This is a genomic window from Rhizobium sp. CB3060 (genome assembly GCF_025200735.1).
Lineage (GTDB): Bacteria > Pseudomonadota > Alphaproteobacteria > Rhizobiales > Rhizobiaceae > Rhizobium.
The window spans coordinates 3,946,038-3,958,771 of sequence record NZ_CP104158.1 but is presented as its reverse complement, the minus strand read 5'-3'; the positions used below and the strand labels follow the sequence as shown (position 1 = coordinate 3,958,771).

Annotated in this window: 12 protein-coding genes; 5 read left to right on the top strand and 7 right to left on the bottom strand. The window is 60.9% G+C overall.

What is annotated here, in order from left to right:
• Positions 1 to 5: 5 nt before the first annotated feature.
• Together pbpC and N2601_RS19030 are read left to right on the top strand one after the other, a co-directional pair.
• Positions 6 to 2,093, top strand: coding sequence for a penicillin-binding protein 1C (pbpC, locus tag N2601_RS19035; RefSeq protein WP_104821698.1), 2,088 nt, complete (start codon positions 6 to 8; stop codon positions 2,091 to 2,093).
• A gap of 90 nt (positions 2,094 to 2,183) precedes the next feature.
• Positions 2,184 to 2,543 (top strand): nuclear transport factor 2 family protein, encoded by a 360-nt coding sequence (locus N2601_RS19030; RefSeq protein WP_104821697.1) that lies wholly within the window; start codon positions 2,184 to 2,186, stop codon positions 2,541 to 2,543.
• 40 nt (positions 2,544 to 2,583) lie between these two features.
• Here the strand turns inward: N2601_RS19030 and pheT are convergent, their stop codons facing one another.
• The 5 genes from pheT to infC form a co-directional block, all read right to left on the bottom strand.
• A complete protein-coding gene (pheT, locus tag N2601_RS19025; RefSeq protein WP_260303284.1) occupies positions 2,584 to 5,007 on the bottom strand; it encodes a phenylalanine--tRNA ligase subunit beta in 2,424 nt (807 codons plus the stop codon).
• A gap of 16 nt (positions 5,008 to 5,023) precedes the next feature.
• Entirely contained in the window at positions 5,024 to 6,106 is a 1,083-nt protein-coding gene (pheS, locus tag N2601_RS19020; protein WP_260303283.1) for a phenylalanine--tRNA ligase subunit alpha, read from the bottom strand.
• A gap of 317 nt (positions 6,107 to 6,423) precedes the next feature.
• Positions 6,424 to 6,828: a 50S ribosomal protein L20 gene (gene rplT, locus N2601_RS19015; protein WP_104821695.1), complete on the bottom strand. Its 405-nt coding sequence runs from the start codon at positions 6,826 to 6,828 to the stop codon at positions 6,424 to 6,426.
• Between the two features lie 37 nt (positions 6,829 to 6,865).
• Positions 6,866 to 7,069 carry a 50S ribosomal protein L35 gene (gene rpmI, locus N2601_RS19010; RefSeq protein ID WP_028750884.1) on the bottom strand — a complete coding sequence of 68 codons (204 nt, stop codon included), beginning with the start codon at positions 7,067 to 7,069 and terminating at the stop codon, positions 6,866 to 6,868.
• Positions 7,070 to 7,388: 319 nt separating this feature from the next.
• The gene (gene infC, locus N2601_RS19005; RefSeq protein WP_183868856.1) at positions 7,389 to 7,925 is read right to left on the bottom strand and encodes a translation initiation factor IF-3; all 537 of its coding nucleotides are present in this window, start codon (positions 7,923 to 7,925) and stop codon (positions 7,389 to 7,391) included.
• Positions 7,926 to 8,203: 278 nt separating this feature from the next.
• Between infC and N2601_RS19000 the strand changes: the two genes are divergently transcribed.
• Together N2601_RS19000 and N2601_RS18995 are read left to right on the top strand one after the other, a co-directional pair.
• On the top strand, positions 8,204 to 9,016 hold the full coding sequence (locus N2601_RS19000) for an alpha/beta hydrolase (RefSeq protein WP_104821693.1): 813 nt from the start codon (positions 8,204 to 8,206) through the stop codon (positions 9,014 to 9,016).
• Between the two features lie 234 nt (positions 9,017 to 9,250).
• Positions 9,251 to 9,850: a transglutaminase-like cysteine peptidase gene (locus N2601_RS18995; RefSeq protein WP_104821692.1), complete on the top strand. Its 600-nt coding sequence runs from the start codon at positions 9,251 to 9,253 to the stop codon at positions 9,848 to 9,850.
• 208 nt (positions 9,851 to 10,058) lie between these two features.
• Here N2601_RS18995 and mbfA read toward each other — a convergent pair whose 3' ends face one another.
• Positions 10,059 to 11,042, bottom strand: coding sequence for an iron exporter MbfA (mbfA, locus tag N2601_RS18990; RefSeq protein ID WP_260303281.1), 984 nt, complete (start codon positions 11,040 to 11,042; stop codon positions 10,059 to 10,061).
• Between the two features lie 210 nt (positions 11,043 to 11,252).
• Between mbfA and N2601_RS18985 the strand changes: the two genes are divergently transcribed.
• Entirely contained in the window at positions 11,253 to 11,720 is a 468-nt protein-coding gene (locus tag N2601_RS18985) for a group III truncated hemoglobin (protein ID WP_104821690.1), read from the top strand.
• Between the two features lie 2 nt (positions 11,721 to 11,722).
• Here the strand turns inward: N2601_RS18985 and N2601_RS18980 are convergent, their stop codons facing one another.
• On the bottom strand, positions 11,723 to 12,637 hold the full coding sequence (locus N2601_RS18980; protein ID WP_104821689.1) for an EamA family transporter: 915 nt from the start codon (positions 12,635 to 12,637) through the stop codon (positions 11,723 to 11,725).
• Between the last annotated feature and the right edge of the window lie 97 nt (positions 12,638 to 12,734).

Sequence of the window (12,734 nt, the reverse complement as noted above, 5' to 3'; positions counted from 1 at the left end):
AGGCGATGAAGACACGATGGAAAATTGCGATCGGTGTCGGGGTGAGCGCCCTCTCGGTGGCGGCGCTTGTCCTTGGCCTCGAGGCCGGCGATCGCGCCTTTCCGCCTCCGCTCGACAAGGCCGGCATCGTCTCGGCAGAGGTGCTCGACGTCAATGGCGAGTTGCTCCGAGCCTTCGCCACGCCGGAGGGGCGCTGGCGGCTGAAGACCGATGTCGCCGATGTCGATCCGCAATTCCTGCGCATGCTGGTCGCCTACGAGGACCGGCGGTTCTACGACCATCACGGCGTCGACCCGATGGCGCTCGGCCGGGCACTTGTGCAGCTCGTTAGCCATGGCCGCATCGTCTCGGGCGGCTCGACACTATCGATGCAGGTGGCGCGGCTGATCGAGCCGCGCAATGAGCGGTCGGTGACGGCAAAGCTGCTGCAGATCGTCCGCGCCATCCAGATCGAGCGGCGGCTCAGCAAGGAGCAAATCCTCGATCTCTATCTGACGCATGCGCCCTATGGCGGCAATCTGGAGGGTGTGCGTGCGGCAAGCCTTGCCTATTTCGGCAAGGAGCCGCGGCATTTGACCGTCGCACAGACGGCCTTGCTGGTCGCTCTGCCGCAATTACCGGAAAAGCGCCGGCCGGACCGCAATCTCGCAAGCGCCGAGGCAGCCCGCCGCCGCGTGCTCGATCGCGCTGCCGTTGCGGCTGCCGTCGGCGAGGGTGAAGCTGAGCGGGCAGCGCTCGTCCCGGTCCCCGCGAAGCGACGGCAATTGCCGGCCTATGCCGCGCATCTCGCGGAGGCCGCGCTACGCAAGCAACCCGGCGTCATCCGGCACCGAACGACGCTGCGCCGGGATATTCAGCAAGGCCTTGAAATCGTCGCCGATGAAGCATCGAAGCGGTTGGGACCGAAGGTCTCTGTCGCCATGGTGATGGCGGATGCACATACCGGCGACATCGTCGGTGAGGTCGGCTCGGCCAATTATTTCGATTCCAGCCGCTCCGGCTGGATCGACATGACTCGTGTCCTGCGCTCGCCCGGCTCGACGCTGAAACCCTTCATCTACGGCCTTGCCTTCGAAGAAGGATACGTCGCCCAGGAAACGATCATCGAGGACCGTCCTGCGGATTTCTACGGTTATCGCCCGCGCAATTTCGACATGACCTACCAGGGCGATGTCAGCGTGCGCGAGGCGTTGCAACTGTCGCTCAATGTGCCGGCCGTGCGTCTGCTCGACGCCGTCGGGCCGACGCGGCTGCTGGTGCGTTTCCGCCGCGCCGAGGTGAAGCCGGTATTGCCGCCCAACGAAGCGCCGGGCCTCGCCATCGGCCTCGGCGGCGTCGGCATCACGCTCAAGGATCTGGTGCAGCTCTATGCAGGCCTTGCCAACCGCGGCAAACCGATGCGGATCGGCGACGGCATTCAGGATCAACCCGGGCCGATCGAAAGCGAGCCGCTGATGGAGCCGGTCGCAGCCTGGAACATCACCGACATTCTCTCCGATATCATTGCACCGGCCGGCAGCAAGCAGCTCGGCATCGCCTATAAGACCGGCACCAGCTATGGCAACCGCGACGCGTGGTCCGTCGGCTACGATGGTGCGCATGTGCTCGGCGTCTGGGTCGGCCGGCCGGACAATGGCGCGGTGCCGGGCCTGGCGGGCTATGTCTCAGCCGCCCCCATCCTCTTCGAAGGCTTCGCCAAATCCGGCGTCGCCATCGCGCCGTTTCCGCCGGCGCCCATGGGCGCGGTGCGCATTTCCGCCACCGAACTGCCGATCAGCCAGCGGCGTTTTTCGGTGACGGCCGCCGGCTTGCTGTCAGCCTCGACCCGCGAGCCGGCGCCACAGATCGTCTATCCGCCAGAGGGGGCGCGCGTCGATCTTGGCGCGAGCAGCGGCGCCAACCCACCGATGCCGCTGGCATTGAAGCTGCAGGGCGGCCGCGCGCCGTTCCGCTGGCTCGCCAACGGCAAGCCGCTGCCCGATCTCTCTCGCCGCCGCACCAATCAATGGATTCCGGATGGCGCCGGCTATTCGACGCTGACCGTCATCGATGCCGCCGGCCGGGCCGCCAGCGTACGGATTTTCGTAGAATAAGACCGGTCAAATCCTCGCGATCACGCCGCCGTTTTTGCCAGTTGGGGCGTTTATGCTATATTAACAGGCACTCAAACGAGGAATAGCGAGATGTCAGAAGAGCAAGCAATCCGTGCGGTTGTTCACCTCTATGTCGATGGCATGGCATTCGCGAACGAGCCGGCATTGCGCAAGGCGCTCCATCCACGAGTAGCGATCATAGGCAATTATCAGGGTGCGGTGGAATGGATGACGCGCGACGAATTCATCAGCGCCATCGTTGAAGAAGGCAGCGCACCGCCCGACACTGTGCCGCTGATGGAGATCGAGCTGATCGATATCGAAGGTGATGCCGCAAGCGTCAAAGTCGTCGACGAATTCGCCGGCATGCGCTTTTCCGACTATCTGTCACTGCTGAAGATCGACGGACGGTGGACCATCGTCAACAAGGTCTACCATTTGCATCGGTAGGTCTTTCCCCTTCTCCCAGGCGGGGAGAAGGGAAACCTTGTCACCCCCGAAGCACGCCACCCGTCGTTTTCGTCACGTTGGCGACGATCTTCTGGGTCAGCGCCTCGAAATCCTCGTCGGTCAGCGTGCGCTCGGCCGGCTGGATCTGCACCTCGATGGCGATCGACTTCTTGCCGTCGCCGAGCGATGCGCCCTCGAAAATATCGAAGACATTGACGCCGGTGATCAGCTTGCGGTCGGCGCCCGTGGCGGCGCGGATGACGGCGCCGGCTTCCACAGTCTTGTCGACCACGAAGGCGTAGTCGCGCTTGACTGCCTGGAACGGCGAAAGCTCCAGCGCCGGCTTGGTGCGCGTCGTCTTCTTCTTTGGCTCCGGCATGGCGTCGATATAGACCTCGAAGCCGGCAAGCGCGCCGGTGACATCGAGCGCTTCCAGCGTCTTCGGATGGAATTCGCCGAAATAGCCGAGCACGACTTTCGGACCCATCTTGATGGTGCCGGAGCGGCCCGGATGATACCAGGCGGGGCCACCCTGCTCGATCTGGATATTGCCCATCGGCAGGCCGCAGGCTTCGATCACGGCCAGTGCGTCGGCCTTGGCGTCGAAGACATCGACCGGCTTGCCGCCGCCCTTGGCGGCGTTCGACCACATGCGGCCGGCGCCCGTCAACGTCGCAGTACCACGGCGGATGCCGCCGGCGACGCGGCGTTGGCCTTCGGGCCTGTCGTTTTCATAGGTGCCGGAGACTTCGAAGATCGCGACGTCGCCATAGCCCTTGTCGGCGTTGCGCTGCGCAGCCGACAGCAGGCCCGGCAGGAGCGAGGGACGCATGTCGGACATGTCGGCGGCGATCGGATTGGCAAGCTTCAGCGCATTGGAGCCGCCGCCGAAGAGCTTGGCCTGATCTTCGGAGATGAAGGACCAGGTGACGGCTTCCAGCATGCCGCGGGAGGCAAGCGCGCGCTTGGCGGTGCGCGTACGGATCTGCAGCGTTGTCAGGATCTTGCCGTTGACGGCGTTGTGGCTTGCGAGCGGCTGCGGCTTGATATTGTCGACACCATGGATGCGCATGATCTCTTCGACGAGATCGGCCTTGCCATCGACATCCGGCCGCCAAGAGGGAACTGCGACGGAGACCCGCTCGCCCGAGCCGGAGACCGAAAAGCCGAGCTTCGTCAGGATTGACCTGCCCTCTTCCACCGAGACGTCAAGGCCAGTCAGACGCTTGACCTCGGAGAAGGGGAAATCGACGATCTTGGCGTCGTAGCCCTTATAGCCTTCGACCTTGGCCTTGGCGGCGGTACCGCCGCAGCAGGCGAGCACCAGCTCGGTCGTGCGTTCCAGGCCGGGAGCCATATATTCCGGATCGACGCCGCGCTCGAAACGATAGCGGGCATCGGTGATGATGCCGAGGCTGCGGCCGGTCTTGGCGATGTTCATCGGGTCCCAAAGCGCCGATTCGATCAGCACGTCGACGGTGTTCTCATCGCAGCCGGAATGCTCGCCGCCCATGATGCCGCCGATCGACTCGACGCCATCATCATCGGAGATGACAACATTGTTGGGATTGAGCTTGTATTCGCGCTCATCCAGCGCCAGCACGGTCTCGCCATCCCGGGCACGGCGCACGACCAGATTGCCCTTGACCTTGGCGGCGTCGAAGACGTGCATCGGCCGGCCCTGATCGAAGGTCATGTAGTTGGTGATGTCGACCAGCGCGCTGATCGGGCGCAGCCCGATCGCCAGCAGCCGCTGCTGCATCCATTTCGGGCTCGGGCCGTTCTTGACGCCGCGTACGAGGCGGAGCGCGAAGCCTGGGCAGAGGGCGGCATCATCGAGCTCGATCTTCAAGTCCACCGGCGTATCGCCGTCGACGGCGAAGGTCGGCGTCAGGCGCGGCTTCAGCGTGCCGAGGCCGGAAGCGGCGAGGTCGCGAGCGATGCCGTAGACGCCGGTGCAGTCGGGACGGTTCGGCGTCAGGTTGATCTCGATCATCGGATCGTCGAGGCCGGCATAGGCGGCAAAGCTGGTGCCGACGGGCGCATCTTCCGGCAGATCGATGATGCCGTCATGGCTGTCGGAGATTTCCAGCTCCTTTTCCGAGCACATCATGCCGTGACTTTCGACGCCACGGATATTGCCGACCGTCAGGATTACATCGATACCAGGAACATAGGTGCCGGCAGCCGCGAAGGCGCCAACGAGGCCGGCGCGGGCATTCGGCGCGCCGCAGACGACCTGGACCGGCTTGCCAGAGCCGTTGTCGACCATCAGCACCTTCAACCGGTCGGCCTGCGGATGCTTTTCGGCGGAAAGGACCTTGGCGATGACGAAGGGCTTGAATGCCGCCTTGTCGTCGACGTCTTCCACTTCCAACCCGATCATCGTCAGGCGGGCGCAGATCTCGTCGAGCGTGGCGTCCGTTTCCAGGTGCTCTTTCAGCCAGGAGAGTGTGAATTTCATGTGCTTTATCCCTTCCTTACACGCTCAAACCGCCGAACAGTGTCGGCATGTCGAGCGGGCGGAAGCCATAGTGGTTCATCCAGCGGACGTCGGCGTTGAAGAAGTCGCGCAGGTCGGGCATGCCGTATTTCAGCATGGCGATGCGGTCGAGGCCCATGCCCCAGGCAAAGCCCTGATATTCATCCGGATCGAGACCGCCATAGCGCAGCACGTTCGGGTGAACCATGCCGCAGCCGAGGATTTCCATCCAGTCGGTGCCTTCGCCGAACTTGACGATCGGGCCGGAGCGATCGCACTGGATATCGACCTCGAACGAGGGTTCCGTGAACGGGAAGAAGGAGGGGCGGAAGCGCATCGTCACATTGTCGACCTCGAAGAAGGTCTTGCAGAATTCTTCCAGCACCCAGCGGATATTGGCGACATTCGCCGTCTTGTCGATGACGAGGCCTTCCACCTGATGGAACATCGGCGAATGCGTGGCGTCGCTATCCTGGCGATAGGTCTTGCCGGGAATGATGATGCGGATCGGCGGCTTCTGCGTCTCCATGGTGCGCACCTGCACCGGCGAAGTGTGCGTGCGCAGCACCTTGCGCTCACCCTTCTCGTCCGGCTGGAAGAAGAAGGTATCGTGCATCTCGCGGGCCGGGTGCCCTTCGGGGAAGTTCAGCGCCGTGAAGTTATAATAATCGGTCTCGACGTCGGGACCTTCGGCGATCGAAAAGCCCATGTCGCCGAAGATGGCGGTGATCTCGTCGACGATCTGGCTGATCGGATGAATGCGGCCGCGTTCCGCAGGCGAAGAACGCACGGGCAGGCTGACGTCCAGCGTCTCCGCCTTCAGCTTGGCCTCGATCGCGGCATCGCGCAGCGCACCCTTTCGGGCGTTGATGGCGTCGGTCACCGAATTCTTCAGCGCATTGATCGCCGCGCCCCGCGTCTGCCGCTCTTCCGGCGACATCGAGCCCAGCGTCTTCAACAGTTCTGAAACCGAGCCCTTCTTGCCGAGAGCGGAGACCCTGACGGCTTCGATCGCCTGCTCGTCCGTGGCAGCGGCCACGTCGGCCATGAGTTGGGTTTCAAGAGTATCGAGTTCCGTCATCTTGTCCTGCCTTGCGGAGGGCGGGCTCACCGCGCCGCTCATTCCGCAGAATAATTGGTGAACACATACATCGGATAGCTGGTGGCAACGATGAAGCGCTGCAGATCACTACCCATGTGCACGCGGCCAATCAACGGGCAAATGACAAAAACCCGCCAAGAAAACGGGTCATGTGCCGAAGTTCGGCCACAGCCGGCGGCGGCGCGCGCTTTGATCAGGCCAAATGGGCTCGATCATGCGTGCTGCAAACACAAAACCCGCGCCGGTTTTGCCAGCGCGGGTTTGCAATGAATACACGAAATACGTGCGAAGCGGTGTTAGTTCACAGCAGCTTCGAATTCGTTCTTCGTGCCGGCGTCCTTGAGATATTCCAGCGCCTTCTTGGAGGCGGCGACGAGCGCGCCGAAAGCTTCCGGCTCATGGATCGCCATGTCGGAGAGAACCTTGCGGTCGACTTCGATGCCAGCCTTGTTCAGACCGTCGATGAAGCGGCCGTAGGTCAGGCCGAATTCGCGGACGGCAGCGTTGATGCGCTGGATCCAGAGGGCGCGGAAGTTGCGCTTGTTGATCTTACGGTCGCGGTAAGCGTACTGCTTGGAGCGGTCGACGGCGGCCTTGGCGGTACGGATGGTGTTCTTGCGGCGGCCGTAGAAGCCCTTGGCTGCCTTCAGAACCTTCTTGTGCTTGGCGTGGGCGGTAACGCCTCTTTTTACGCGTGCCATTTCATGATCTCCTTAGTCTATAGCGTTACGAATAGTCTCAGAGACCGTTCGGCAAGTAGTTCTTGACAACCTTACGGCCATCCGGCTCTGCGAGAACCATGGTGCCGCGGGCGTCGCGAATGAACTTGTTGGTACGCTTGATCATGCCGTGGCGCTTGCCAGCAGCGGCTGCCTTGACCTTGCCGGACGCGGTGATCTTGAACCGCTTCTTGGCAGAGGACTTCGTCTTCATCTTGGGCATTTTGCTACTCCTTCGATGCTTCCTGGCGCGCTTTGTAAAAAGCCTCCCCACAGATCCGGCTGGGCCGGGGCTGCGACAAGGTGCCGGAGCGTTTGTTGTTGAACGGCGGATACGGTGACGAACCGCTCCGCCAGCATTCTGAACTGCCACGGCATGCCCTGCCGGTCAGTTCGGACGCGCGCTTATAACCGCAGTCGCCTGTAAGTGCAACGGGCACGGCGGGGATTCTTTTACGGATCGATGACAGGCATCAACCCGGAGCACAAAAGGAAAAAGCCGCCCAACAGGACGGCTCCGGCCTCTTACGTCTGCTCGCGCCTCACTTTGGCGCAAGCACCATCATCATCTGGCGACCTTCGAGCTTGGGCTCGGCTTCGACCTTGGCGATCTCGAGCGTATCTTCCTTGACCTGCTGGAGAAGCTTCATGCCGAGTTCCTGGTGGGCCATTTCACGGCCGCGGAACTTCAAGGTCACCTTCACCTTGTCGCCTTCTTCAAAGAAACGTTCGATCGCCTTCATCTTCACGTCGTAGTCATGCGTGTCGATGTTCGGGCGCATCTTGATTTCTTTGACTTCGACGACCTTCTGCTTCTTGCGCGCCTCGGCGGCCTTCTTCTGGTTGGCGTATTTCAGCTTGCCCAGATCGAGGATCTTGCACACAGGCGGTTCAGCGTTGGGGGAAATCTCCACCAGATCGAGACCGGCCTCCTCTGCCATTCTCAATGCCTGGTCGGTTGGGACGATGCCCATATTCTGGCCGTCAGCCGCGATGAGCTGAACTTTGGGAATGCGGATTTCCCTGTTGGAACGTGGCCCGTCCTTCACGGGCGCATCGGTTTTAAAGGGTCTGCGAATGGTCGTACTCTCCACGAATTGTTTCGGATTGCTGCAGCCTCTCGCTCCCGTCGGCGCAACTGACGGAAATGTCGTAAAAGCTGCGGTGAAGTCAATAGCATGATGCCAGGAAAAAATCACCTCCCGTGTGCCAATACTGTGCGGCGCAGCCGTAAGATGCGCAAAGGACACAGCAACATCACAAAATAGCGCATGCGCTTCTTCAGAAATCGGGAGGATTTTTGCACTCGCGCGGGTGCGAATCTGCTCTATAAAGCACAAAATTCCGGGAGTTTTTAATGTCCGAAGCACTAGCCGACCTTGAACCGACCTTTATTTCCGTGGGCAGCGCCGACGACCAACGGCAGATCGCCGTGCAACTGCGCGCGGCCAGGAAAGGCGCAAAGGGCGCGACCTTCGTGTGGCTCTCCGGCTATCGCTCCGATATGAGCGGCACCAAGGCGCTGGAGCTCGACGCGCTTGCCGAACGGCTGGGCCTCGGCTGCATCCGCTTCGATTATTCGGGCCATGGCCAATCCGGCGGCGTCTTCACCGACGGCACGATTTCGCGCTGGTTGGAAGAGGCGCTCGCCGTCATCGACTACGCCAAGCCGAAGCGGATCGTCCTTGTCGGTTCGTCCATGGGCGGCTGGATCGCGCTGCGGCTCATCCAGGAACTGCGCAAGCGCAAGAAGACACCGGCCATCCAGGGCCTTGTGCTGATTGCTCCCGCCCCGGACTTCACTATCGATCTCATCGAGCCGAACCTTTCCGATGTCGAGCGGAGATCGCTTGCCGAACGCGGCTATTTCGAGGAGCCTTCAGAATATAGTCCCGAGCCGAATATCTTCACCCGCGCGCTCATCGAGGACGGCCGCGCCAACCGCGTCTTGACCGGCATCATCGAAACGGGCTGCCCGGTTCATATCCTACAGGGCATGCAGGACGAGGATGTGCCCTTTGCCCATTCGTTAAGATTGGTCGAACATTTGCCGGCCGACGATGTCGTGTTAACACTTGTGCGTGACGGCGATCATCGGCTGTCCCGACCGCAGGATATCGAGCGCATGTTGACCGCAGCGGAGACGCTGGCGCTCCATAATCATCCGTAAAAACATATAGATAGCTTTGTGAAAAACCCGCGGACGGCCCGCCGCGGGGTAGAACCCGCATGCCTTCCGGTAATCATAAGAGGCATTGAATTGTGGCGACTAGCCTCTTGATTGTGCTGAAATTAACCATAAAGGCTGGTTCCGCTGTTAACACTTAAGTAACGATTGACTTGGCGCGCCCCCTTACATTAACAATTTGTTAACAAATGCAGGGACGATACAAGGAAAGTGGGCGTGCGTATTAAGGGCGTATTCGTTGCCTTCGCAGCTATAGTTGCGATGTCGTCGTCGGCCATGCCGGCCCCCCAGAACACCGCATCGATGACCATCGGCGGTGTAACATCCCAGCCCATCGGGCACTATGAGTTTTGCGAGCGTCATGCCGACGAATGCGGCCCGACGCGCAATACCGGTCCTGTCGATATGAACGCCGCCACCTGGACGCTGGTCAATCAGGTCAACCTGCGCGTCAACAAGACCATCACGCCTGCCACCGACATGGAAGTCTACGGCCAGGAAGAATATTGGGAATATCCGAAGACGGCCGGTGACTGCGAAGATTTCGCGCTTCTGAAGCGCAAGCTTCTCATGCAGAAGGGTATTTCCGCCGCCAACCTTCTGATGACGGTCGTACGCAAACCCGATGGCGAAGGCCATGCCGTGCTGACGCTGCGCACCGATCAGGGCGACTACATTCTCGACAATCTCGATGACGAGGTGAAGGTCTGGTACCAGACCCCCTATTCCTATCTGAAGCGCCAGGCGAGCTACAATGCCGGCCGCTGGGTCACCATCGAAAATGGCAACGACGTCCTCGTCGGCGCCGTCAAGTAATCACCATAAGAACAGAACTCATACAAAAGGCCGGCACATCTGCCGGCCTTTTGTTTTTCCAAAAATCCTTAGAACGGTCTGATCTTCGTCCTACAGAACAAGACAAGACATCGCCTATGCCGTGCCCGCCGGCCCTTCGCTTGGGCTCAGGGCGTTCGACGCGCGAAACGATTCACTGGATCGTTTCGTCGGCTTCGCCGATCGCGTCTCACCCATTTCCAATCAGTATGCCCGCTGCAAGCACCAGGGAGCCACCAACAACGACCTGGAAGGCGGCGCGGAGAAACGGTGTCTCCATATATTTGTTCTGAATAAAGGCGATCGCCCACAGCTCGAAGAAGACAACGATGGCCGCAGTAATCGTGGCGGTCCAAAAATTGGGAATAAGATAGGGAAGCGCATGGCCCAATCCGCCGAGTGCCGTCATGATGCCGCAGGCAAAACCGCGCTTGATCGGCGAGCCGCGGCCGGAAATCTTGCCGTCGTCATGGGCGGCTTCAGTGAAGCCCATGGATATGCCGGCGCCGACGGAAGCCGACAGGCCGACGAGGAAGGTCTGCCATGTCTGCTGCGTCGCGAAGGCGGCGGCGAAGATCGGCGCAAGCGTCGAGACCGAGCCGTCCATCAGGCCGGCAAGGCCCGGCTGCACATAGGTGAGCACGAACTTGCGGCGGGCATCCGCATCCTCTTCTTCCTTCACCGATTCCGGCGTGTGCTTGTCGCCAAGCATGCGGGCAATGTCTTCATGCCCTTGTTCCGCCAGCGCCAGATCGCCGAGGAGCTGGCGCGTCGAGGCGTCGGAAACCCGCTTGCCCGCCTCGACATAAAAATTATAGGCCTGCTGTTCCATGCCCTCGGCTTCTGCACGGATGGCTTCGAGCGACAGGTTCTTGCGTAGCCAGTCCGGCTTGCGTTCATAGAAACCGTTGACATGTTCGCGCCGGATCAGCGGGATACGCTCGCCGAAACGCTTGCGGTGCATGTCGATCAGCGTCTTGCGGTGGGTATCCTCGACTTCGGCCATGTCCTCGAACACCTTGGCGGAATCGGGATAGTTGTCTCTTAGAATATCGGCATAGGCGAGATAAATGCGGGCATCGTCCTCTTCCGAGGCGATGGCAATGGCGAGAATTTCCTGTTCGGACAAAGAGGCAAAGGAACGTTTTGGCGAGCGGAAAAACCCGAGCAACATAAAAATCTCCATCTTTAGAATTATTCTAAAACTAAAGTGGACGATCACTGGGGTCAAGGGCTAACAGACTATGCCGAGCCAACTACCCCATGACTTTGACAGATTGCCGCAACGGCGGCATGACATCTTGGTTGCGCCATGAAAATGCATAGATAGAGGGCCGACAAACGCCGTATTGCGCAAAATGCTGAGCGGCGGCAGGAGCATGACATGAACATTGACATACAGGGTCGCGCCGCTCACCTGGCCGGCATCCGCGAGAAGGCCGAAGCCGAGATGACGCGCATCGGCATCGATGCAGCCTTCATCGACCGGCTTGTCGATACTTTCTACGGACGCATTCAGGCGCATCCCCGGCTCGGTCCGGTTTTTGACGGTCGTCTTGCCGGTCGGTGGCCGGACCATATGGAGAAGATGAAACGCTTCTGGTCGTCGGTTGCGTTCAAAAACGGCGCCTATGGCGGCAAGCCGGTGCAGGCTCATCTCGGCGTCGAAGGCATCGCGCCGGACCTTTTTCCAGAATGGCTGGCGCTTTTTTCGGAAACGCTTGCGGATATCGCGCCCTCGGATGAAGCTAGGGCCTGGTTCATGGCGACAGCCGAGCGCATCGCCAAGAGCCTGACGCTCTCACTCTTCTATAATCCGGCATTGGACGATCCGGCGAGGAAGACTGTCTAAGCTCAGCCCTTCGTGGCGAAAATCGTTGCGCCGATGCTGGCGGCGACGACGAGGGCCGTGCCGAACATCTGCGACGGCGTCATCGGCTGCGACAGGATAATAAAGCCGGCAACGGCAGCAATGGCGGGTTCCAGGCTCATGAGGATGCCGAAGGACGAGGTCGGCATGCGCCGCAGCGCGACCATTTCCAGCACATAGGGGAGCAGCGGAACGAGCAGTGCCAGGCCGGCGATTTCGAGGAGGCCAGAGGCTGTCAGATGCGGGGCGGCGGAGGCAAAGCCGAAAGGTGTTGAAACGACCGCCGCGACCAGCAGTGACATGGAAAGCCCTTCGAGACCCTGGAAGGCGTTGCCGACCTTCTTCGTCAACAGGATATAGCAGGCCCAGCCCACGCCCGCGCCGCAGGCAAAAAGGATGCCCGGCAGATTGCCCACCCATTCCTCACCGTCATAGGCCAATAGCAGAACGCCGACGCCGGCGAAGACGGGCCAGAGAAGCTGACGGCTCAACCCGAAGCCGAGGGTCGCGACAAGCAGAGGTCCGAGGAAGTCTATCGCGACCGCAAGACCCAGCGGAATGTGCGCAATCGCCGAGAAGAAGGAAGCCGTCATCAACGCCGATACGGAACCAAGTGCCAGCACGCTGATCCATTGCGAGCGGCTGTAGCTCATGATCTTCGGACGGACGATGATCGCCAGTGCGGCAGACGCGAAGACGAGCCGCAGCCACGTCGCGCCGACGGGTCCATAGGTATTGATGATCGGAGACGACAATGCCGAGCCGAATTGGATGCTGCACATGGACAGGACGCACATCAGCACGCCGGCGGCAATGCCGCCGGAGGATGGCGCAACATCCGGATGCGGCATCAGCGCCGCGCCGCCATCCGTGCCACTTTCGATAAGCTGCTGGTCCATGACCTCTCCTCTTATGCGGGTTTTTTAGAGATCTGGCCCTGGACTGACAAATTCAAACTTTTCATCCTGCGATCACGCGCGTTGATCCAGGCCCGTC